Source organism: Nevskia soli DSM 19509 (genome assembly GCF_000711955.1).
Taxonomy (GTDB): domain Bacteria; phylum Pseudomonadota; class Gammaproteobacteria; order Nevskiales; family Nevskiaceae; genus Nevskia; species Nevskia soli.
The window spans coordinates 60,210-83,289 of sequence record NZ_JONR01000001.1; the positions used below are offsets into that span (position 1 = coordinate 60,210).

17 protein-coding genes are annotated in these 23,080 nt (G+C 66.4%); 6 read left to right on the forward strand and 11 right to left on the reverse strand.

Annotation, left to right across the window (positions count from 1 at the left end):
• Positions 1-69 precede the first annotated feature (69 nt).
• Positions 70-960 (forward strand): LysR substrate-binding domain-containing protein, encoded by an 891-nt coding sequence (locus BP26_RS0100220; protein WP_029918568.1) that lies wholly within the window; start codon positions 70-72, stop codon positions 958-960.
• Between the two features lie 289 nt (positions 961-1,249).
• Here BP26_RS0100220 and BP26_RS0100225 read toward each other — a convergent pair whose 3' ends face one another.
• The 6 genes from BP26_RS0100225 to qhpR form a co-directional block, all read right to left on the reverse strand.
• Positions 1,250-2,299: a WD40/YVTN/BNR-like repeat-containing protein gene (locus tag BP26_RS0100225; RefSeq protein WP_036515730.1), complete on the reverse strand. Its 1,050-nt coding sequence runs from the start codon at positions 2,297-2,299 to the stop codon at positions 1,250-1,252.
• Positions 2,292-4,655 (reverse strand): efflux RND transporter permease subunit, encoded by a 2,364-nt coding sequence (locus tag BP26_RS0100230; protein ID WP_029918570.1) that lies wholly within the window; start codon positions 4,653-4,655, stop codon positions 2,292-2,294. Before BP26_RS0100230 ends, BP26_RS0100225 begins: the two co-directional genes overlap by 8 nt.
• Positions 4,656-4,665: 10 nt before the next feature.
• Positions 4,666-6,579 carry a DUF1302 domain-containing protein gene (locus BP26_RS0100235; protein ID WP_029918571.1) on the reverse strand — a complete coding sequence of 638 codons (1,914 nt, stop codon included), beginning with the start codon at positions 6,577-6,579 and terminating at the stop codon, positions 4,666-4,668.
• A 141-nt stretch (positions 6,580-6,720) separates the two neighbouring features.
• A complete protein-coding gene (locus BP26_RS0100240) occupies positions 6,721-8,106 on the reverse strand; it encodes a DUF1329 domain-containing protein (RefSeq protein ID WP_029918572.1) in 1,386 nt (461 codons plus the stop codon).
• Between the two features lie 131 nt (positions 8,107-8,237).
• Complete coding sequence (locus BP26_RS0100245; RefSeq protein WP_029918573.1) at positions 8,238-9,065, reverse strand: SDR family oxidoreductase; 828 nt, start codon at positions 9,063-9,065, stop codon at positions 8,238-8,240.
• Positions 9,066-9,172: 107 nt separating this feature from the next.
• The gene (gene qhpR, locus BP26_RS0100250) at positions 9,173-10,213 is read right to left on the reverse strand and encodes an AraC-like transcriptional regulator QhpR (protein WP_051747923.1); all 1,041 of its coding nucleotides are present in this window, start codon (positions 10,211-10,213) and stop codon (positions 9,173-9,175) included.
• A 332-nt stretch (positions 10,214-10,545) separates the two neighbouring features.
• On the opposite strand from qhpR, the gene BP26_RS0100255 reads away from it, so the two are divergent.
• From BP26_RS0100255 to BP26_RS0100270, 4 genes are read left to right on the forward strand one after another with little or no spacing between them, the layout of a single operon-like run.
• On the forward strand, positions 10,546-11,256 hold the full coding sequence (locus BP26_RS0100255; protein WP_245611658.1) for a TetR/AcrR family transcriptional regulator: 711 nt from the start codon (positions 10,546-10,548) through the stop codon (positions 11,254-11,256).
• Positions 11,253-11,630 (forward strand): c-type cytochrome, encoded by a 378-nt coding sequence (locus BP26_RS0100260; RefSeq protein ID WP_029918576.1) that lies wholly within the window; start codon positions 11,253-11,255, stop codon positions 11,628-11,630. The genes BP26_RS0100255 and BP26_RS0100260 overlap by 4 nt, the downstream gene beginning before the upstream one ends.
• A gap of 10 nt (positions 11,631-11,640) precedes the next feature.
• Positions 11,641-13,020: a D-arabinono-1,4-lactone oxidase gene (locus tag BP26_RS0100265; RefSeq protein ID WP_051747924.1), complete on the forward strand. Its 1,380-nt coding sequence runs from the start codon at positions 11,641-11,643 to the stop codon at positions 13,018-13,020.
• Between the two features lie 15 nt (positions 13,021-13,035).
• Positions 13,036-14,313 carry a DSD1 family PLP-dependent enzyme gene (locus BP26_RS0100270; protein ID WP_029918578.1) on the forward strand — a complete coding sequence of 426 codons (1,278 nt, stop codon included), beginning with the start codon at positions 13,036-13,038 and terminating at the stop codon, positions 14,311-14,313.
• 16 nt (positions 14,314-14,329) lie between these two features.
• On the opposite strand, the gene BP26_RS0100275 is transcribed toward BP26_RS0100270, so the two are convergent.
• From BP26_RS0100275 to BP26_RS0100295, 5 genes are all read right to left on the reverse strand, one after another.
• Complete coding sequence (locus BP26_RS0100275) at positions 14,330-16,012, reverse strand: Aq_1262 family (lipo)protein (protein ID WP_036515733.1); 1,683 nt, start codon at positions 16,010-16,012, stop codon at positions 14,330-14,332.
• 62 nt (positions 16,013-16,074) lie between these two features.
• The gene (locus tag BP26_RS0100280) at positions 16,075-17,925 is read right to left on the reverse strand and encodes an alkaline phosphatase PhoX (protein ID WP_211254780.1); all 1,851 of its coding nucleotides are present in this window, start codon (positions 17,923-17,925) and stop codon (positions 16,075-16,077) included.
• A 364-nt stretch (positions 17,926-18,289) separates the two neighbouring features.
• Entirely contained in the window at positions 18,290-19,483 is a 1,194-nt protein-coding gene (locus BP26_RS30010) for an acyl-CoA-binding protein (protein ID WP_051747926.1), read from the reverse strand.
• A gap of 36 nt (positions 19,484-19,519) precedes the next feature.
• Positions 19,520-20,797 (reverse strand): acetyl-CoA C-acetyltransferase, encoded by a 1,278-nt coding sequence (locus BP26_RS0100290; RefSeq protein ID WP_029918582.1) that lies wholly within the window; start codon positions 20,795-20,797, stop codon positions 19,520-19,522.
• Between the two features lie 93 nt (positions 20,798-20,890).
• Positions 20,891-22,213 carry a 3-oxoacyl-ACP reductase gene (locus tag BP26_RS0100295; RefSeq protein ID WP_029918583.1) on the reverse strand — a complete coding sequence of 441 codons (1,323 nt, stop codon included), beginning with the start codon at positions 22,211-22,213 and terminating at the stop codon, positions 20,891-20,893.
• Positions 22,214-22,506: 293 nt separating this feature from the next.
• Between BP26_RS0100295 and BP26_RS0100300 the strand changes: the two genes are divergently transcribed.
• A complete protein-coding gene (locus BP26_RS0100300; protein ID WP_245611659.1) occupies positions 22,507-23,001 on the forward strand; it encodes a thioesterase family protein in 495 nt (164 codons plus the stop codon).
• Positions 23,002-23,080: the final 79 nt, after the last annotated feature.

A 23,080-nucleotide genomic window follows, 5' to 3' on the forward strand; every position in this document is an offset into this window, starting at 1 on the left:
CGCTCCAGGCCGGCGCTATCCCTCGCTGCGGGATCGCCGATCATTCGATCCCCAACCACCGCTTCTAGGATGGACCTGCGCCGCCTGCGTTACTTCATCGCCGTCGCCGAAGAGCTGCACTTCGGCCGCGCGGCACGGCGCCTGCATATTTCGCAGCCTCCGCTGTCGCTGCAGATCCAGACGCTGGAGCAGGAACTCGGGGTGGCGCTGTTCGAGCGCGCCGGCCACCGCATCAGCCTGACCGACGCCGGCCGGGAACTGCTGCCGCGCGCCCGCCTCGTGCTGGCCCAGGCGGAGGCGGCGAAGACCGCGGTGCAGCGGGTGGGGCGCGGCGAAAGCGGGGCGCTGGAACTGGGTTTCACCGGCTCCCTCCCGTTCACGCCGGTGATGCCGCGCGTGCTGCACGATTTCCGCCGGGCTTATCCGGGCGTGCAGTTGCAGCTGCGCGAGCTCAGCACCCGCGAGCAGATCGAGCGGCTCACCGCGGAAACCCTGGACGTCGGTTTTTTCCGTCCCACCCGGCACGAACTGCTGGAGCAGCTGGAAACACGGGTGGTGCTGCGCGAGCCGCTGCTGCTGGCGCTGCATGCGGACAATCTCCTGGCGCGCCGCAAGCGCCTGCCCCTGGCCGCGCTGGCGCAGGAGCCGTTCATCCTCTATTCGCGCAGCGTCAGCACCGGACTGCACGACCAGATCCTGGCGCTCTGCCTCAAGGCCGGCTTCGCACCCCGCATCGTGCAGGAAGTGCATGAAATGCCGACCATCATCGGCCTCGTCGCGGCGGGGGTCGGTGTGGCCCTGGTGGCGGCGTCGATGCGGCAGATCCATGTGCCTGGCGTCGTATTCCTGCCCCTGGTGGAGACCGGCGTTGCGACCGACATCCTGCTGGCCTGGAAGCGCGGCCCGGCGTCGCCGGCCCTGCGCAACTTCCTGGCCATCGCCTTGAGCCAAACAAAATAGCCCGGGCGGCGCGCCGCGCTGTCCGGGCCATGAGGACCGCATTGCCGCCTCGGCGCCCGCTCTGCACCTCGACCACCTGCTGGCAGGTCGGGCGGTTGATCCAGGGCATGACCGGATCGGGGAGCAGGCCGAAGGCGGAGAACTCGATCTCGTCGTATTTCTCCACCGTTGCCTTGTTCTTCGCCGCCGAGTTGGCCAACTGGGTGCCGTCCCACTTGCTCATGTTGGACAGGTCGCCCAGGTCGCTCAGCGCACTGCCCAAGGCGCCCGGCACCGCGTTGCGGCAAGGCTATTCCCGCTCTTTCGGCCGCCCCACGATGCCCTTGTCGCCGAACAGCACCGGCGCGGCGGCGGCCTGGCTGAGGGCGCCGTTCAGCGGCACGCGATCGTTGCGGGTCTGGGCGCTGAAGGTCTTGCCGCCGTCGGTACTGCTCAGCGTGGTGCCGGCCAGCCCGGTGACCAGGATGGCGCCATCCGCCGCCTGCACGATCCCGGTAAGGGACTGTTCCGTGCCGGAGGGGATTTCGGTCCAGCTCGCGCCCTGGTCATGGCTGCCGAACAGGTGGCCGCGCTGGCCGGCGGCCAGCAGGCTGCCGTCGCTGAGCTGGAGGCCGGCCCAGAACGAGCCCGGGTTGGAGGTCTTGATCGTGTTCCAGCTGGCGCCGCCGTCGCTGGAGCGGTAGATCAGCCCGGTTTCACCGGCGACATACAGCGCCGCCGTCGCGTCGCCGAAGATGGCGTACAGGTGATGATCGTTCTCCTCGCCGGTTTCGACCGCCAGCGGCGCCCAGTTCTTGCCGCCGTCGGCGGTCTGGATGGCGGTGCCGAACAGGCCCACGGCGAAGCCGTGCTGCGCATCCCGGAAGAAGACCGAGAACAGCGGCTTGTCGCCGTCCAGTTCTTCGTGCTGCAGCACCCAGGTTTCGCCGCCGTCGGCGGTGTGGATCACCACGCCGTCATGGCCGGCGGCCCAGCCCTGCTTGTCGTCGACGAAGCTCAGGCTGGTCAGCAGCGCCTGCGTCGGTACCGTCCGCGCCTGGCGGAAGGTCTGGCCGGCATCATCGGACAGCACGATCACGCCGTGTTCTCCCGCCACGACGATGCGTCTGCCGGCATGGGCGGCGGCATACAGCGGCGCATGGATCGGGTCGGCCACCGGCGCGGCGGAGATCTGCGCCCTGCCGTTGATGGCCGGGCTTGCCGCCACCCTGGCGGAGGCTGGCGCGGTGCTGGCCGTGCACATCGAATGGGCGTACCACAGCCCGGCGCCGATACACAGGCCGACGATGGCCGCGATGCCTTCCGGCAGGCCACGCTTGAACGAAGAGGTCTCAGTCATGCGCCAACCCCGGCATGCGCACCGGCCCGCGGCGTGGAAACAGGCGTTCCAGCACCACCGCGAAAGCGGGCAGGGCGGTGATCGCCATGATCATGTTGACCATGAACATGAAGGCCAGCAGCTTGCCCATGTCGGCCTGGAATTTCAGTGCCGAGAAACTCCAGGTGGCCACGCCCACCGACAGCGTCAGCGCGGTGAACACGGTGGCGACGCCGGTTTCCTTCAGGGCATGCTCGAACGAATCGACGATGTTCTCGCCACGGGCCATGTGCAGTTGCAGGCGGTTGTAGATATAGAAGGCGTAGTCCACGCCGACGCCGACCGACAGCACCATTACCGGCAGGGTGGCGACGGTGAGTCCGATGTCGAGCAGCTTCATGAAGGCGTAGCCGATATAGGTGGCCACCGCCAGCGGCAGGCAGCAGGCCAGCATGGCGCGCCAGTCGCGGTAGGCCAGGAATACCAGCAGCAGGATGGCGGCGAAGACGTAGAGCAGCATCGGCAATTCTTCACTGGCCAGCACCTCGTTGGTGGCGGCCTCGACGCCGGCATTGCCGCTGGCCAGGCGGAAGCGCACACCTTCCATCGCGTGGCTGGCGCGGAACTGCTTCACCGCCTCGACCACGCCCTGGATGGTAGTGGCCTTGTGATCCGTCAGGTACAGGTTCACCGCCATCCACTTGCAGCCCTTGCCGGTGATGGCAGCCGCCTCGTGCGCCTGTGCGATGTTGTAGCCCAGCGTATGGCTGTCGCGGGGAATGGTAGCCATCTTCGGCTGGCCTTCGTTGAGGCCGGAGTTGTACAGCTTGGTCAGCGAAGCGACGGACTCGGCCGAGATCACCCCGGGCACGTTCTGCATCTCCCAGCTGAATTCGTCCACCAGCTTGAGCAGCTCGACGTTGCCGCAGGATTCGTCCGGCGCTTCGATCACGGCGGTGAGCCAGTCCAGGCCCACGTCGAATTTCTCGGCGATGGCGCGCGAGTCGACGTTGTAGCGGGCGTCGGCGCGCAGTTCCGGCGAACCGGGCAGCAGGCTGCCGATGACGCGGCCCTGCGACAGGAACACCGCCACGACGAAGATCACCAGGGTGAACACGGTCATGGCCCAGGCGTTGCGGGGCTTGGCGATGCGTGCGATGTGTGTCATCAGATCGCCGCGGCTCTCGCGCCGCTGCAGCGAGCGTTGGCCCCATTCCTTGCTGACGCTGGAATAGGAAGCCGCCAGCGGCAGCATGATCAGGTTGCTGACCACCTTGTAGGCGATGCCGATCGAGGCCACCACCGCCAGCTCGCGGATCATCGGGATCGGCACCAGCACCATGGTGATGAAGCTGACCAGGGTGGTGGCCAGGGCCAGCACGCCGGGAATCAGCAGGCCGCTGAAGCTGCGCCGCGCGGCGGTGTACATGTCGGCGCCGCCGGCGACCTCGCGCACCATGAAGTTGATCTGCTGCACGCCGTGCGACACGCCGATGGCGAAGATCAGGAACGGCACCAGGATGGCCAGCGGGTCCAGGCCCAGGCCGAGCAGGTGCACCGTGCCGAACTGCCAGATCAGCGTGGTCATCGAGCAGATGATCTTCTGGAAGGTCAGGGTCCAGGAGCGGCAGTACCAGTACACCGCCAGGATGGTCAGCAGCAGGGCGATGCCGCAGAACAGCAGTACACCCTGCGCGCCGTCGGCGATGTCCGATACTTCCTTGGCGAAGCCGATGATCTGGATTTCCACATCCGCGTTTTCGAACTTGGCGCGGATTTCGGTTTCGAGCGAATGGCCGAAGGCGATGTAGTCGAGCGGCTCGCCGCTGCGCGGGTCCGGATCCATCACCTCCGCCGCGATCAGGGCGCCGGAGCCGTCCTTCGCCACCAGCTTGCCGATGTAGCCGCCCTCGACCACGCGGTCGCGGATCTGGCCGATGACTTCCGGCGTCAGTGCGTCCGGCGTGACCGTGCCGCTGATCAGCAGGTCGGACTTGAAGCCGTCCTCGGTGATCTCGGTGACGAAGATGTTGGGCGTCCACAGCGAGGTGACGCTGCCGCGGTTGATGCCGGGCAGGAAGGTCACGGCCTGGGTCACATCGAGCAGGGTCTTCAGGGTCGCCGCGTTCCAGACGTCGCCATGGCGCGGATGCACCACCAGGGCGATGCCATTGGCATCGTGCAGCTGGCCGCGGTAGTCGTCGAAGGTCTTGATGTACTCATGACCGGACGGCAGCAGCTTGTCGAAGCCGGCGGAGATGCGCAGCTTCGAGGCTTCCCAGCCCATCACCACGGTGAGCGCGGCGAAGATCGCCAGCACCGTACCGCGATGGCCGAAGAGGAAGTCCTCTAGCCGGCGTACCAGCGTACTCAACATGCGGGCATCTTCAGAAGTTGTATGACAGGGTGAAGCTCAGGAAATCGCGGTCGCTGGTCTGGTTCTGCGTGCCGCCGCCCCAGAACCAGCTGTAGGCGATGGCGGACGTGATCTTGTTGTGGCGGTTGAAGTTGAGCGTGAACGTCGCCGCCTTGGCGCCTTGCTGCCAGGGCAGGGCATTCGGCGTATTGCCGATGAGTCCCTGCGACCAGTCGATCTGCGGCAGCCAGTCGAAGCCCAGGTTCAGCACGTTGGCGTAGGTGACCTGCGTTTCGAAGGTGTAGCCGGCCGAGAACTTGTTCGGCAGTGCATAGGCCGGCAGCGACCAGGGCACGCCGCCCAGACGATCCAGGCCGGGATAGTCGGTCGCGCCGAATTCGCCGAGGAAGTAACCCTCGTTGGCGCCCAGTGTGCTGAGCAGGAAGCCGCCCAGGCCCCCGGTCGGCGAGAAGATCTGCAGGGCGGACTGCTGCAGCTGGAACTTGGAGCGGTTGACCCAGCCCTTGCAATAGTGGCCGTTGGCTTCGCCGCCGTCATTGACGCAGGCATAGAGCGGCTGCTTGCCGGCGGTGGTCGGCACCGAGGGGTCGATCGCCACGGCATCATTCGGACGCCAGGAGAGTTCTCCGCCCAGGGCCCAGTCGCCGACATTGGTGTTGTAGGAGGCGCCGATCAGCTGGATGCCGGTGGGATATTCGATCCTGTAGGCGGCCGAGGCCGGGTTGTCGGTCTTGTAGGCGTCGTTGACGGTATAGGTGATGAACGGGATCTTCGAGTTGAGGTGCTCGTAGTAGAAGCCGAACGAGGCATCGACCCATTCCGGCCGGTAGCGGAACGAGACACCGTACTGGCCGTGATTGCTGCCGCCCACGTCCGACGCCTGCGGAATCACGTTGCCGGTATTCAGCGCCAGCTTGACCAGGGCGGTCGCCACCACGGTGGACAGCGGGTTGCCGGTGCTGAAGCCCTTGATCAGGCGTGGCGAGACGTACTGCGGATTCGACAGCTGCGCCGTGGTCAGCCCGGTGCTGCCTTCGTCGCCGACCGTGCCGGCCGGCGCCAGCTGGATCAGGCCGAGGGCGAGCAGCGGCTGCGCCAGCGGGTTGGCGGCGACACCGGCATTGATGGTCGAGGTAGGGATGAACAGGGCCTTGGTATTGCCCCTGCCGACCGGGTCGGCGCTGGAGAAGTAGGTGCCGCTGGGGTCGAGCTGGAAGCTGTTCCAGTGCCACTGCCAGTAGCCTTCCATGCTGACGCGGTCGATCACGTCGGTGCTGAACGACACCATCGGCGCCGGCCGCAGGATCTCCTTCACCTGGGTGCCGGGGACGTGCGCGCGCCGCACGTCGTAGGCATTGATCGAGTTGATGCCGCCCAGCACGAAGATGTCCTCACCCCAGCTCATCACCTGCCAGCCCGCGCGCAGGCGCATGCTGCGGTCGAACAGCTCGAAGTTCTTGTTGATGTACGCATCCAGCGGCTGGAAGTTGTAGACCGAGAAGCGCCGCGCCTCGGGGTCGAGGGGCGTGCGCTCGGTTTCGCCGATGCGCCAGTCATACAATTCGGAAACGCGGCCGAAGAAGCTGAAGTCGTACGGCATCTTCAGCTGCAGCTCGTGTGTGCCCTTGACCACTTCGGAAACAAGGTCGTATTTGCGGTAATTCTGGTCGCCATCGTCGGCGTTGATGAAGTAGGCGTCCTCGGACGCTTCCGGCAAGGCGGCGGTAGTGGAAGCGCAGCCGCCGTTGTCGCGGGAGATCAGGCCGCAGGCCTGGCCCTGCATGCGCATCTGCAGGCCATAGGAAACGGTCGAATCGAAGGCGCCCTTGAAGCCGCCGCCGAGATCGAAGTTGAAGGCGGCGGCCGGCAGCGCCGTCGCGGCCAGCGCACCCGCCGCGGCGCAGCGGGCGACCTTGCGCCCCATTGCCTGCGTTCCCTTCCTGTTTGCCGCGCTAGCCTTGACCTTGCCCTTCATTACTGCCCCCTTTCTCTACCGCTGTGATCCTGATCGGTGTCCGCTGTGCGGACGTTTGTTCTCCCGGAGCCGATCTCGTTGCCTATTGGTTCAGCGGGCACCCTGTCTGCGCAGGTAGTCCTCGGTGAACATATCCGTCTTCAGGCGGCCTTCCTTGCCGGCCAGCCAATCGGTTTCCGGCTGGCCGATGGTGAAGATGTCGCCCCAGTAGCGGCCGCTCGGCAGGTCGTAGCTGACGTAGTCCTCGCTGGCGTCGCAGGCGCCGATCTCCCAGATCGGGGTGACGCTGCCTTCCTGCACGCGCTGGATCTTGCCCTGCGCGTCGTACATGTCCACCGCGATGATGGCCCAGGTGTCCTCGTCGAGGTAGAACACGCGATGCGGCGATGAGTGGCGCTGGCCCTGGCGCACGTCTGCCTCGACCTTCCACACGCGGTGCAGCTCGTAGCGGCGCGCGTCGGGATTGAGATGATCGGCGCCGAACAGCGTCTTGTCGTTGAAGCGGGTGCCGTCGCGCAGGGAGAAGCTGTTGTAGGGGATGTACATCTCCTGCTTGCCGATCAGCTTGTAGGTGTAGCGGTCCAGCATGCCGTTGTACATCCAGGCCTGGTCGACGTAGTAGGTGTTTTCCAGGCCGATCAGCGGCGCGTCGTAGGCGTAAGTCGAAAGACGGCGCACACGGCGCTGGCCCGGGAAGTACTGCCAGCCCTCGTTCAGCTTCTGCAGGTAGTACACACCGGCTTGCAGTGTGCCCGCCAGTGCCGCCGGCGAGACCGTTTCCTGGAAGAAGTAGAACTCCACACCATTGGCATCGGCGATGCTCTTGGTGGTCGGCGCCTGGAACGGCACGAAGTACTTGGCGATGTATTCGATCTTGGTGAAATCGGAGCCGCCCTTGGACGGCGACAGCAGGGTGTAGTTGGGCTCGATGCGGCCCTGGCCTTCGTAGCGCAGCTTGTGGTTCCATATTGCTTCCACGCCGCTGGCGGGAATCGGGAAGGGGAAGCCGGAGCCGGTGGCGGAGGCCAGTTCGAAGCCGTCGCCGGCCAATGTGGCGCTCTTGGCGTTTTCCTTGCTGCGCTGGTAAACGATGTCCGGGTAGCCGCAGGAGCGGTGCGTCGGATAGACGTCCATGCGGTAGCCCTTGATGGTCTTCAGCAGCTCCAGCTGGCCCGCGCTGAGGCGGTTCTTGTACTGGTCGGCATTGGCGGCGTTGATCGACAGCACCGGCTTCTCGGAGGCATACGGATCGGGACGCACAGTGCCCGGCTTCCAGCCCGCCGGCGCGGTCATCTCGCCGCCCTTCCAGGCCGGGATGCTGCCATCCTTGTTGCCGGCCTTTTCGGCGCCGATCGGCGTCAGGTCCTGCCCCAGCCGGGCGATCTGTGCATCGGGCGCCGCCGCGGCGGCACCGCTGAACAGCACGGCGGCCATGGCGCCGAGCAACACTGCGGACTTGTTTCTGCTTGCGACCATCTTCGACTCCGTATCGCTGGGTGCGCAGCGCGCTGCGCTGCATGACTCGGGTTTATCAAACTATCCTTGATCGCCTGCGGTGCATCTTGACATCTGACGCCACCGGCGCAGCCTGTGTCATGACTGCCGAATCAGGCGATGCCATAGCTGCCCATCAGCAGGTATTCGAACAGCTTCTGCGGCAGGATCTTGCGCAGCGGCCCGGCCGACAGTTTCTGGAAAAAGCCGCCGACTTTGTAGCGGGGACGCGGCGAATGCGTATTGATCAGGCGCTCCAGCAGGCGCGCCACGGCGATCGGGTCGGCACCGCCGTTTTCGTCGCGCTCCATCGTCGCCAGCGCCTTGTCGAAGCGCGCCGTGTAAGCATTGCTGCCCTGCGCGGCGCGCACCTTGCGCCGCTGCGCGGTAAAGCCGGTGCGGAAGTCGCCGGGTTCGATCAATGCCACGCGCACGCCGAAGGGGCGCACTTCCATGCGCAATGCTTCGGTCGCGCCCTCCACCGCGAACTTGCTGGCGCTATAGAGTCCCTGGAAGGGCAGGCCGATCAGGCCGCCGAGCGAGCTGACGTTGAGGATCAGGCCGGCGCCTTGCCGGCGCATCACCGGCAGGGCGGCGCGGCAGACGCGCAGTACGCCGAAGAAATTGGTGTCGAGTTGCTGCCGCGCTTCCTCGATACTGGTGTCTTCCACCGAGCCGGCGATGCCGTCGCCGGCATTGTTGAAGACCACGTCGAGCCGGCCTTCGCGCGACAGGATCAGCTGGATGGCCTGCGCCACCGATTCCTCGGAGGTCACGTCCATGGCGATCAGCCGGAAGCCGCCGGATTCGGGCGCCGCCGCGGCGCGCCGGCTGGTGCCGTAAACGCGATAGCCCCGCGCATGCAGATGCTCGGCGCAGGTCTTGCCGATGCCGGAAGACGCGCCGGTGATCAGCACCACGGGTTTGGTCCTTGCTTCCATATCCGATTCTTTTGTCGCGGCTGCGGTGGTCCCGGATCCGGCCGGAGACAGCCGCGATCCCGCACGCGCCGAGTCGTCGGGAGGCGGGGATTCCAGTTTTACCGGGTTCAAGCGCAGCTCACCTTGCGGAATTCGATCGGGCTGACGCCGGCCCAGCGGCGGAAGGCGCGGCTGAAGGCACTCAGCTCGGAATAGCCGAGCAGGTAGCCGATCTCGGTCAGCGACAGGTGATCCTGGCGCAGGTAGCGTTGCGACAACTCGAAACGCATGCGCTCCACCAGTTCATTGAAGGTGACGCCGCATTCGCCCAGGCGCCGCTGCAGGGTGCGCTCGCTCAGGTCCAGCGCCGCCGCGACCTTTTCGATCGAGACGCCGCCGGCGCGCAGGCCGCGCAGGATGTGCTGGCGCACCCCGGCCAGCAGTTCGTCGCCGGGCACTGGATGCGTGGCGCGGGCTTCCGCCAGGCTCTGCAGCCGTGCCAGGGAACCGGAATCGTCACCGCTGACGCGCATGGCCAGTATTTCCCGCGGCGCCACCAGCGCGTTGTAAGGCTGCGAGAAATATACCGGGGCGCCGAAGATGCGGCGGTGCTCGCTGCTGTCACGCGGCTCCGGGTGCTCGAAATAGACCGCGGAGGGTGCCCAGCTGCGGCAGCCGGTGGCGATGCGGGCGAAGCTCAGCATTTTCGCCATCGACAGTTCGGCGTCCTGCCGGTAGTCGATGATTTCCACGTCGCGGATGCAGTAGGTAATGATCGCGTTGCGGCCTTCGATGCGCAGTTCCAGGCAGGCCCCTTCCTGGTGCAGGTGGAAATAGCGGGCCACGTTGGCGACGGCGCCGGCGATGTCCGGCGCCCGGGTGATGGCGTCGCCGAGCGCGCCGAAGCTGTCGGTGCTGTGGGAATAGCCCAAGTGCAGGCCGATGGCGTCGTCGCCGGAGGCGCGCGCGGCTTCCTCCAGCAATGCGACGAAGCGGTGCACCGGCAGGCGGCTTTCCGCCTGGGACAGCAGGGCCGCATCCACGCCGACGCGGGCGCAGACCTCGCCCAGCCCCACGCCGCGGCGCTGCAACAGGGCTTCGAGCCCGGCCAGCGAGGCGCAGCGCATGGTGGCCTCGCGCTGCGGGGCCCTGGTGACGGTTTGCAGCATGACACCCTCCTTCGTGCCGCGGAAAACCCGCGGCCGGCGATCCCGTGGACGGGATTCTCCATTGCATTTACTGTGCCGACTGGACGGTAAAGTAATTCAAGCAGCGGGGGCTGTCACGCCCCAAGTATATTTCTGCCTAGTCCCCCTGCCGCCCCGTGGGTCACAATCGCCTCGGCGGGGCCGGATGGGCTTTGCGAACAGTTCGCGCCGGAATCGAGAACTGTCGTCCGCTGTCAAGCGTAAGGCCCCGCGCAGTGTTTAGATTGCGGTATGAACAGCAGGATCGGTGCAGCGACGTGAGGGACGACAACCGCAGCCTTCCGGCAGATCGGATGGAGTCGCCCGCCGGCACAGGTTTTGCCGACCAGCCGGTACAGTATTCGAACCAGGTCAGCAGCAGCCCGATGCCGAAGCTCCCGAAAACCAGAGGCCGCCCCAACTCGCGCGAAGCCATGCTCGACGCGGCGCAGGACGTGGTGCTCGAGGGCGGCGCCGGCAAGCTCACGCTGGATGCGGTAGCCAAGCGTGCCGGCGTCAGCAAGGGCGGGGTGATGTACAACTTCCCCACCAAGGAGGCCCTGCTCAAGGCCATGGTCGAGCGGCTGGTGGAACACAACCGGCATGCCCACGCCCAGGTCACCGCCAGCCTGCCGGACCGGCCGGGCCGCAGCCTCAAGGCCTATGTGATGAATTCGGTGCGTGCGCTGGACGTCGACGACCGCGTCAGCGGCGCCCTGCTGGCGGCGCTCAACAGCGACCGCAACGTGCTGGCCCCGGTGGCCGAATATTTCAACGGCCGCTTCGCCAAGCTGGCGCAGGACGTGCCGTTCGAGCAGGCAGCCCTGGTCTACCTGGCGACCGAGGGCCTGTGGACCCAGGAACTGCTGCAGCTGTCTCCTTTCACGCCGCGCCAGCGCGCACGGGTGGTGCGCATGCTGGTGCGGATGGCGGAGCAGGAGGCGGCAGTGGGAACGGCAGCGCGTGCCGGCAAGGCCGCGCCGCGCACAGCGATCAGCAACAAGGAAAGAAAGGGAAAGTCATGAGCCGTTCCATTTTGATTTCAGGCGGATTCATCGCCGCTTCCATGCTGTTGCTCGCCGCCTGCGGCAGTGGCCAGGAGGGCAAGGCCGCCACGCCCGCCGCGGCACCCGCACCGCCGCCGGTCGCCGCCAGCCCGGCGATCCAGAAGATCTACGACAGCACCTGCAGCAACTGCCACGGCAAGCCGGCCTCCGGCGCGCCGCAGCTCGGCGACGCCAAGGCCTGGGCGCCGCGCGTGGCGCAGGGGCGAGAGGTGGTGCTCGGTCACATCATCAACGGCTACCAGGGCATGCCGCCAATGGGCCTGTGCATGCAGTGCGCGGAAGACGACTTCATCGCCGTCACCGAATACATGGCCGGCGCCAAGCTGCAATAAGGATCGCACCATGGCTTTGACACGCAGAGAAGTGATGAAGCAGGCCGGTGCGCTCGGCCTGCTCGGCGCGGGCGGCTTGAGCGGGCTGGCCCGCGCCGCGTCCGAGCGCATCATTCCCTGGCGCAACTGGTCCGGCGGGCAGGCCTGCATTCCGGCGGTGCGCGTGGCGCCCGCGGACGAGGCGGCGCTGGCCGAAGTGGTGCGCGGAACCAGGGACACGATCCGCGCAGTCGGCTCTGGCCATTCGTTCAGCGCCCTGGTACCCACCGATGGCACTCTGCTGTCGCTCAGCAATATGAGCGGCATGATCAGCGCCGATGCGCAGACCCTGCAGTCCGAGTTCTGGGGCGGCACCCGCGTCGCCGACATGGGCGAGCCGCTGCTCAAGGCCGGCCTGGCCATGCTCAACATGGCCGACATCGATTACCAGACCATCGCCGGTGCGATCAGCACCTCCACCCACGGCACCGGGCCGAAGTTCGGCTCCTATTCCAGTACCGTGGTCGGGTTGCGCCTGGTCACGGCTACCGGCGATATCATCGACTGCGATGCCAAAAACCATCCGGAGATTTTCAACGTCGCCCGTACCTCGCTCGGCGCCCTCGGCATCATCACCCGCGTGCGCTTGCAGAACCGCAAGGCGTTTCGGCTGCACGAGAAAATCTGGGTGCAGAACACCGAAGAACTGCTGGAAGACATGCCGCGGCTGATCAAGGAGAACGATCACTTCGAAATCAATCCGATCCTGCACTCCGACGTGGCGCTGGCCACCGCTACCAACGAGACCACCGATCCTCACACCAAGCCGCAGCAGGGCGGCGGCGACGGTGACGGCGTTTCCGCGCTGATGGCGATCAACACCTATGCCCGCAATCATCCCCAAGTGCAGGCGGCGCTGTTGAACACCTTCGTCAAGCGCATGATCGGCTCGGATGTGGTGGACGATTCCTTCCGCGTCTTCTCCCACGTGCGCGACCAGCGCTTCAACGAGATGGAATACGAGCTTCCCGCCGAAGCGGGACCGGCCTGCGTGCGCGAAATCCTCAAGACCGTGCGCGAGCAGAACCTCAACAGCTTCTTCCCGCTCGAATACCGCTACGTCAAGGGCGACGACATCCCGTTGAGCATGTTCAACGGCCGCGATACCGTCGCCATCTCGGTGCACCAGGACTACCGCCTCGACTTCCACAACTTCTTCGCACAGATCGAGCCGATCTTCTGGAAGTACGAGGGCCGGCCGCACTGGGGCAAGCTGCATACCCTGAATCACAACCAGTTCTCGAAACTCTACCCGCACTGGAAGGATTTCCTCGACGTGCGGGCCGCGCTCGACCCGACCGGAAAATTCCTCAACGGGCACCTGCGCTCCGTCTTCGGCGTCACCTGCTAACAAGGGCCTCGATCAATGAACCGCCGCAACTTCATGCTGGGCGCCGCCGGTGTCGGCGCCGTGGTCGTCGGTGGCGGCCTGCTGGCGCGCCCTTCCGCCAATGGCAAGCCGTATGACGAATACTTCCGCGTCCTCAACGAGGAGCTGAAGAAGAACGGCCCTATGAGGCCCTGCCTGGTCATCGACCTGGATCGGCTCGACCACAACATCGACCAGGTGGTGCAGTCGGTCAAGCTGCCCAAGCACTACCGCATCGTCGAGAAGTCGCTGCCCTCGCAGGGGCTGATCGACTACGTGTCCAAGCGCGCCGGCACGCGGCGGCTGATGTCCTTCCACCAGCCCTTCATCAATGACGACGTGGTGGCCTTCCCGGACGCCGACATCCTCATCGGCAAGCCCCTGCCCGTGCGCTCGGCGGAGGTGTTCTACAAGAATCTGAAGGGCAGCTTCGATCCTTCGCGCCAGCTGCAATGGCTGAACGATACGCCGGAACACGTGCAGCAGTACCTCGAATTGGCCAAGGGCCTGGGGGCGAAGCTGCGCATCAATATCGAGCTTGATGTCGGTTTGCATCGCGGTGGCGTCGCCGGCAACGAAGTGCTCGGCCAGATGCTGTCGCTGATTGCAGCCAATCCGGCCAACCTGGAGTTCGCCGGCTTCATGGGCTACGACCCGCATGCCGGCATGGCCGTGCCCCGCATCCTCGGCAGCCACGAGGAACTGTTCCGCAAGGGTATGGCGATTTATCAGGAGCGCGCCGACTTCACCCGCAACCAGTACGCCAGGCTGTGGCGCGAGGACCTGACGCTGAACGCCGCCGGCAGCCCAACCTACAAGATGCACGAGGCCGAGACGCTCAGCAACGACATCTCCGTCGGCACCGCCCTGCTCAAGCCGACCCATTACGATCTCGACACACTCACCGCGCATGTGCCCGCGGCATACATCGCCACCCCGGTGCTGAAATCGGTGGGGCCGGTGGAGCTGCCGGCCCTGGACGGCAAGTCGCGCATCTTCTCCTGGTGGGACCCGAATCAATTGCAGACCTATTTCATCTACGGCGGCTATTGGATGGCGGAGTACGAGTCGCCCAAGGGTCTGCAGTTCAATTCCACCTTCGGCCACAGCACCAACCAGGAAATCGTCAACGCCTCCCCCGGTGTGGGCTTGAAGGTCGATGACCAGGTGTTCTTCCGGCCGACGCAGAGCGAATTCGTGCTGCTGCAGTTCGGCGACCTCGTCGCCGTGCGTGGCGGCAAGATCGTCGATTACTGGGCGCCGATGCAGGGTTGAGGGCGTCCCCGCCTCTTCAGTGGACGGCGAGTCTCGGCGCCGGCTGCGCTTCGATGATGCCGGTGGGCGCATCCGGCGCGATGTCCCGGTGTACGTTCAAGGCCGGTGCCAGCATGGCGTCGCGTCCCTTGGCGAAACTCTGCTCCTCCACCAGCACCCGGTAGGCTTTGTCCAGCGCCAGCGCGCGTTGCGCCGAGGGCAGCAGCAGCGTCGACAGATCCCGCGCCAGCGCCTCGAAAGCCGCGGCTTGCGGCGCGGCATCGGCTTCATAGAAGCGCTTCAGCACTTCCTCGTTGGCGCGGTATTCATCCCCCGCATGGTTGTTTTTTAGATACGTTGCGAATTCCGCCGCGCCGTCGCTGCGCAGTGGATCGGGCAGGGCATAGGCTGCCGTGCTGCCCCAGCCATGCGCCGCACCGCCACTGGTTTTGCGCGGCAGGGAGAAACTGCCGTCCTCGGTGGCGGACAGGCCGCCGTGGCAGCCCATGCATTGCACCGTCTCCTCGTAGGTCTGTGGCCGCAGGCGGCCGCGACGGTCCTCGATGAAGCCCTGGTAACTCCAGCCGATCAGGTTTTGCAGTCCCTGCTCCGGATCGCCGTTGAAGTGCTCCAGCCGGTTCGGATTCAATTCGGCTTCGCGCGCCTCGCGGCCGGCGTCGTGGCGCAGGTCGGAGTAGCTGAGCCAGCGCAGCTTGCGGGCGTAGCGCAACTCCTTCATGCGCGGCGCGGCGCGCACCTTGCCGTCTGCGTCCACCGCGAGGTAGCGCACGCTGTGCAGGAACTCGGTGCCTTCCGGATAGAGCCCGGCGGCGAGATGCAGGCTGCCGGCAGCCTGCTCCAGCCGTGCGCGGCCGACGTAAGACATGTTACGGCCGGCGGTGGGTTGCCAGTCGTAGTGCACGCGCACGGCATTGCCGAGGCGGCCGTCGCCGTCGAGGTCGACGCCCAGCAGCTTCTCGTCGGCGGCATCGATGTCGATGTCGGCGCGGCGGATCAGCGCCTCGACGATGGCGAGATTGATGCTGTAGACGGCGGTGCTGGCGGCGCCCTGCTCATCCTCGCGGAATGCCGGCGGCAGGCGGATCAGCACGTCGTCGAAGGAGCCGTTGGTGGGCATGAAGGCACCCGGCAGCGGGTAATAGCTGAAGCGGCGCCAGCCGCTGGCCTGTCCGTCCGCCGCCAGGTCATAGCCCTGGGCGTCGTAGCGGAAGCCGGCGTCGGGCAGGTAGCCGCTCCAGTGGCCGTCGCCGTTCACATCCCAGCGCTGCGGCACCCGCGCCAGTCGCTTTGCCAGGACAGGTGTATTGTCCTGGTCATGGTAGTTGTCGTCGTCGACGTAGCGCGCGATATCGCGGTCGCTGATCTTGCCGATGGCGGCTGCGTGATCGGCGAACAGGTTGGTCCAGGGGTTGGCCACGTCGCGGCCGCCCTGGAGTTGCGGAAAGGCGTAGGCCAGCTGCAGTTCCGGCTGGCCCTGGTAGTTCGGTACGGCCGCGTCGGCGTGACAGACGTAGCAGGGGTTCTGCGCCCTGGCGGCGCGGGGATCGAGGGTGCGGGTGAAGCATTGCGGCGGGATGTAGGCGAGGCGGTTGGCGACGGCCCGCGTATGCAGGTCGATGCCGCTGTCGTCGCGGCCGCAGCCGCCGAGCGCAAAGGCGCCGGCGAGCAGGCCGGCGCGCAGGAAAAGGCTGATGTGCATGTTGTGCCGATAAACAAAGAAAAAATCCCGGCGCCCTGCGGCGCCGGGATGAAGGCCTTGCGTTACTGCTGCTTGAACGCGGGCAGGGGACCGATGTAGCCGAGGTAGGAGTGGCGTTCCGGGCTGGTGCTGGTCACCTTGTCGGTGTCGCTCTCGCCGTACGGGTGCTGCACGATGTTCATGATATAGCCGAAATCGTTGATCGCCGGGTAGTAGTACATGCCGGTGACTTCCGAACCGTACGGCGTGGTCTGGATGCGTGTCAGCTTCTTGGTCTCGATGTTGTACGCCCAGCTCATGTCGTTCTGATGGCCGTCATCGCTGTCCTCGCCGATCAGCAGGGTCTTCTGGCCCGGCATGAAGCTGATGTTGTCCGGGTTGGCGATGCCGTCCACCGAGCAGGCGCTGCCGGCGAAGGGGCTGTCGCTGGCATAGGCGGCGACGGTGCCGGCGTTGAGCTTGTCCGGATCGGCCAGGGTGGTCATGACGCCGGCGAGCACGCCGCTGACCTTGTTCGCCACGTAGTCGGAGCCGATGGCCGCGTCGCTGGCCATATCGTAGGCGTAGATCGCGCCGCAATGGTTGAAGGTGGCCTTGATGTCGTTGCTGCCGCCGCGGTCGTACGAGGTATTGGCCTTGCCCTTCTTGCGGTTGTCCTCCATGCCGTTCTCCAGGAAGCTGTAGGAGACGTACATGCGCTTGGCCGCCGGATCGTAGGTGACGCCTTCTTCCTTGCGCAGCTCGATGGTGGAGCCGACGTAGCCGGCGTAGCGGCCGGTTTCGAGGAAGGCGGCCGCCTGTTCCTTGCCGGGCTTCAGCGCCAGGCACTCCAGGCCCACCGACGTGTTCACCGGCTTGAAGCCGCTGGCGCAGCTGAAGTCGGCAGCCGGCGTGGCGGTGTCGAAGATGTCGCTGAACTTGGTGCCGGCGTCGATGATCGCCTTGACCTCGGCGTCGGTGGCGTGGCCCAGCTTGTTCCAGGTGACGTCGCCCTGGATCAGGTCGGTGGTGCCGGCGGCGGTGCTCTGCTTGATCTTCAGCGCGTAGAGGGTGCCGGCCGAAAGATCCTGTGCCTTGTCCGCGACGTACAGGTAATAGCTGGTATTGGTGTTGTCGTCGGACTCGTAGACGGTCTTGTTGTCCGGCATGACGTAGGACAGCTCGTGGCCGAAGCGGCCCATGCTGTAGTGCTTGCTGACCGTGGCGGCGCCGGCCTCGGTCACCGCGACTTCGACCGGATAGCCCCAGAAGTAAAGATTCTGATTGGGCGTGCCGCCGACGGTGGTGCCGCCGCCGAAGAAGGTGGCCATGTAGTCGGGACGCGCGGCGCGCGCGTTGGGGGCATCTTCCTCGCTGCCCAGGTGGGTTTGCCACGGCGTGACGCTGCCGGCGCAGGGGGAGACGATGCCGTTGATGCCGGACAGGTCGAGCGCGCGGGTGCTGACGGCGCTGAGCTGGCCGCTACTCTTGTCCTGCGACAGCTCGGTCAGGTACAGCGCGCCGGGGATGTCCTCGAAGTGCGAGACGTTGAACAACTTGGCGCCGACCTTGAGCACGGAGGAGAAGTCGTTGGAGTTGGCCACGGTGGTGGAGCCGTCCGCGGCCTTGATCGGCTTGAGCTGGTTGTCCACCAGCAGGCCATAGGTATTCAGGTTGGCGTCCGGACCGCGCTGGTCGCCGGAACGCAGGATGGTCTGATAGCCTGTGGTGGTGATCTTGCCGCCGATCATGGCCGAATCGGAAACGCGTATGGTGCGCTTCTCGCCGTCGGTGCCGGCGGCGGTGACCTCGGCGAACTGCGCCGTGGCGTCGGTGCTGCCCTGGTTGTCGTCGGAGCTGCAGCCGTACAAGGCGCCCACGCCGGCAAGCGCGGTCGCCAGCGCCGTGCGGCGCAGTTTCAAAGGTTGTGACACTGGATTTCTCCCGAATCTCGGTGGCTGGATTGACAGTGCGGCCGTGGTCGGCCGTTTCTGTAAGGCAAATGTAAGGAAACTCTGTGACGGGCTCGTTAAGGCGCCGGACACGGGATTCCGCGGGCAGGGGGCACGGCTGGAAAAGGGGTGTCGGACGCCGCCGGGAGGGCAAAACGGGTGTTTTTTTATGCGCCGAGGTTTTCCCGGCTTGCCCTGTGGCCGGTTGCAAGAACACCGGGACGGTCCGCGGGCGTCAAGACCCGGCCGGATCTGCGCCGGGGGTGCACCAGCCGCGCCGTCGCGCGGCCGCGATTACGCAGTGCGATGAGGCTTCTCAGCGAAGCCAGGTCGGTGCAGCTTCGGATCAGCCGAACTTCTGTTCGACCTTGGCCACTTCTTCCAGGTATTTGCGCATGGCGTCCTCGCTCGACAGGCCCTTGGCCATGGCCCAGGCGTCGTACTTGTAGCGGGCGACGACGTCGAGCATGCCGGGGCGTTTGCCGCGCACGTCGCCGTCGATGGCCTGGCGGTAGAGGGCGTACATCTTCAGCTTGAGTTCGTTGGAGGGCTTGAACGGGCCATCCGGCGGCGCCGTACGTACTTTCTCCACCGCCTGTTCGAAGCGCTGCTTCAGGCCGCCGCCGGATGCCGCTGCCGGTGTTGCGGAGGGTGCGGCTGCGACCGACGGCGCCGGGCTGATGGCTTTCGCCGCGGTCGGTGCAGTGAGTCCGGCTTCCCGCACCTCGCGCAGGAACTGGCTGATCTCCGGCCACAGGCGGTCGGGGCGGGTGCGCAGCTCCATGATGTGCCGCGCTTCCAGCAGGTGTGCGTTGGGCAGTTGCTGGCTCAATAGATGGGCGTCGCGGAACTCGTGCAGCTTGTCGCGCGTATGGCCGATCACCAGGGCCGGCATGGTCAGCTTGCGCCGCTGCTGCTCGGAGGGAACGATGGGTCCGACCAGCACGCCGTGCAGGATCGCCGCCACCACCGAGGGTTCCAGCGACAGCGTGTTCATGATGCCGGCCAGCCACTCGTACTTGAGCTGGTGCGGCCGCGGTAGTGCGCGCACCATGCGGGTGAACGAAGCGTAGCCGGGGCGCATGAAGCGCGCCGCCAGCAGCAGGGGCGACAGCAGGGCGGCGGCCCAGGGTGCGGACCATTCCATCACCGGCATTTCCAGGAACAGGCCGGCGACCCGTTGCGGCGCCTTCACCGCGACGTGCAGGGAGACGATGCAGCCCAGCGACACGCCGCCGACCAGGGCCTGGCCGATGCCGAGGTGATCGAGCAGGGCGATCACCTGGTCGGCGTAGAAATCGGCGCGATGGTCCTTGGGATCGCTGCTCTTGTCGCTGCGGCCGTGGCCGAGCAGGTCGAGCAGGATCACGCGGTAGCCTTCCGCCGCGAAGCGCGTCGCCAGTTCGCGGTTGATGTGCGAGTCGAGCAGGATGCCGTGCAGCAGCACGAAGGGCATGCCTTCGCCCACCGTCTCGTACGCAAGCCGATGGTCGCCGTAAACGAAATCGTGCTGCTCGAACAGCGAAGCGGATGCGTTCATGCCGGCGACCCTTCCCCCAATGGTTTTCTGCGGGGATTATCGCTCGACAATCGCCACGACGCCCATCCCGCCCGCCGCGCAGATCGAAATCAGGCCGCGGCCGCCCTTGTTTTCGTCGATGATCTTGGCGAGGTTCGCCAGGATGCGGCCGCCGGTGGCGGCGAAGGGGTGGCCGGCGGCGAGGCTGCCGCCCTTGACGTTGAGCTTGCTGCGGTCGATCGAGCCGAGCGGCTGGTCGAGCCCGAGGCGCTCCTTGCAGAACTTCGGATCTTCCCAGGCCTTGAGGGTGCACAGGACCTGGGCGGCGAAGGCTTCGTGGATTTCGTAGAAGTCGAAATCCTGCAGGGTCAGGCCGGCGCGCTTGAGCATGCGCGGCACGGCGTAGGCCGGCGCCATCAGCAGGCCTTCCTTCTTGCCGACGAAGTCGACGGCGGAGGTTTCGCTGTGGGTCAGGTAGGCCAGCGGCTTCAGGCCGTGCGCCTTGGCCCACTCTTCAGAAGCCAGCAGCACGGTGGAGGCGCCGTCGGTGAGCGGGGTGCTGTTGCCCGCGCTGAGCGTGCCGCCCTTGCGGTCGAAGGCCGGGCTGAGCGAGGCCAGCTTCTCGATGGAGATGTCCGGGCGCAGGTTGTTGTCGCGCTTGAGGCCGCCGAATTCCACCAGCAGGTCGTCGTGGAAGCCGGCATCGTAAGCGGCGGCGGCTTTCTTGTGCGATTCGTAGGTGAGCTGGTCCTGCTCTTCGCGGGGGATGTGCCATTCCTTCGCCATCACTTCGCAGTGCTGGCCCATCGACATGCGCGTGCGCGGTTCGCCGTTGGTGGGGATGGCCGGTACCAGCATGGAGGGACGGATGCGGGCGAGGGCGGCCAGCTTCTGGCCGTTGGTCTTGGCGCGGTTGGCGTCGAGCAGGATCTTGCGCAGCTTCTCGTTCAGCGCGATCGGCGCATCGGAGGCGGTATCGACACCGCCGGCGATGCCGGCCTCGATCTGGCCCAGGGCGATCTTGTTGCCGACCAGGATGGCGGTCTCCAGGCCGGTGCCGCAGGCCTGCTGCACGTCGTACGCGGGGGTCTCCGGCGCCAGGCCCGAGGACAGCACGCATTCGCGCGTCAGGTTGAAGTCGCGCGAGTGCTTCAGCACCGCGCCGGCGGCGACTTCGCCGAGACGCTCGCCGTGCAGCTGGTACTTGTCCACCAGGCCGCGCAGGGCGGCGGTGAGCATGTCCTGGTTGGACTTGTGCGAGTAGGCCGAGTTGGAGCGGCTGAAGGGAATGCGCGCGCCGCCGAGAATGGCGACCTTGCGGACGGTCTGGGTCATGGATGTTTCCTGGAAGCTAGGTAGTGATCGACAATTTCTTTTGGTCCTTCTCTCTCTTGAAAGAGAAGGCGAGATCATGAAAACGGCGGTTGTTTATCCCAACCAGTTCTGCCCGCAGACGCGCAGCGTGGCGCCGTTGACGCCGCCGGACAGCGGCGCGGCGCCGAGGAAGGTCACGGCTTCGGCGATGTCTTCCGGCAGGCCGCCTTGCAGCAGCGCGCTCATGCGGCGGCCGAAGAAGCGGTTGGCCGGCGGGATGGAGGCGGTCATCTGCGTTTCGATGAAGCCCGGCGCCACGGCGTTGATGGCCATGCCGCGTTTCGCCAGTTCCGGCGCCAGCGCGGCGACGTAGCCGATCACGCCGGACTTGGTGGCGGCATAGTTGGTCTGCCCGGCATTGCCGGCGATGCCGCCGATCGAGGCGATGCACACCAGGCGCGCCTGCGGCTTGAGGTTGTCGCCGAGCAGCTGCTCGTTGATGCGCACGATGGCGTCGAGGTTGATGCCCAGCACCATGTCCCAGTAGTGCTCCGGCATCTTGCGCAGCAGCTTGTCGCGCGTGACGCCGGCGTTGTGCACCAGCAGGTCGAGCTTGCCGGCGGCCTCGGCGATGCGCGCGCCGGCGTCGGCGGCGGTGACGTCGAGCAGCACGGCGCGGCCGCCGATGGGGTGCAGGGTCGCGTTCAGCGCTTCTTCTTCCTGCGGGCGATCGACGCCGATGACCTGGGCGCCTTCACGCGCCAGGGTGGCGGCGATGGCGGCGCCGATGCCGCGGGCGGCACCGGTGACGAGTGCGGTCTTGCCGGCCAGCGGCTGGTTGAAGTCGCCCGGCTTGAGGCTCCTGGCGGCCGGCACCAGGGGCAGCACCTGGCCGGTGACGAAGGCGGCGTGGCCGCTGAGCAGGAAGCGCAGGGCGCCGTCGATCCAGGGCTCGGCGCCGTCGGCGACGGTGAGCAGGTTGGCGGTGCTGCCCTTGCGGCCGATCTCCTTGGCCAGGCTCTTGACGAAGCCGGAGAGGGCGCCGGCCGCGGCGGCTTCCGCCGCGCTCTCGCAGCTGGCGGCGGCGCGGCCGATGACCACGATGCGGGCGCCGGAGGGCAGGCCTTCGAGGTGCTGGTGGAAGAAGGAATAGAGGGATTTGAGTTCGATCGGCCCGGTCGCGCCGGCGGCGTCGAATACCAAAAGCGGCGCGGCCGACTCTGCCAGGCTGGCGCCGGCGCCCTTCAGCGCGGCTTCGACGCCGCCGCGATAGCGCGCCTGCGCCACGCCGCCGACGATGGCGGACTTGCCGGCCAGCGGCTGCGCGCCATAGGGCTGCGGCTCGCGCGCCAGGCGCGGCGGTCCCGGCAGGTTCAGCGCGGAGAAGAACTGGCGGCCCAGCGAGGTCTGTGCCAGTTCCAGATAGCGGTCGCTCATGTGTCTTGCCCCGAGTTTGTCTGGTGGAATCGCTGCCGCGCGAGACGCCGGCAGGGAGGCGCAAGCTTTGCCGCTGGGGCCTGCCGGCGCCATGGCTCTGCGGCCAATCGAGTTTGTCCAACTCGCCAGTGCTGCACTGCGGCATTCAGCGTGAAATCTTCGCCGGAACAAGCACTTTGCGGCAACATAGGCTCTTGCCGGTCCTGCCATAACAACAAGCCGGAACCAGAAGTCGGATACCCAAACCCATGGTGATGATGCTCAGATTCGTTCGTGTCTGGTGGATTTCGCGCATGCGCCGGCGCATCGCGGCGGATGCGCCCAGCCGCTTCTCCATGCGGGTCTGGCCGAACGACCTGGACTTCAACATCCATATGAACAACGGCCGTTATTTCTCGGCGGCCGACCTGGGGCGGCTCGACTGGTGGGTGCGCAGCGGGCTGTGGCACCGGGCGCTGGCGCGCGGCTGGCGGCCGATGGCGGGGGATGCCAACGCACGCTTCAGCAAGCAGCTCAGGCCGTTCCAGAAATACGAGCTGCAGACGCGCATGGTGGGGTGGAACAGCAAGTGGCTGTTTGCCGAGCACCGTTTCCAGGTGGGCGAGCGGGTGCACGCGGTGATCGTGGTGCGTTACCTGTTCGTGGCGCGTGACGGTTCGCGGCCGTCGCCGGCGGAGGTGATGGCCCTGGTCGGCTGGACGGACCCGTCGCCGCCGTTGCCGGAATTCGTGGAGTTGTGGCACCGGGGGCAGGACAGCCTCAGCGCGGAATTGCGGGCGGGGCGGTAGGGAACGTCTCCGCGCGCGGGGATGGCGCTACATGGGGTTTTTCACCATGCGTGCCATGCGTGCCAAGGGTTTTTGTTGG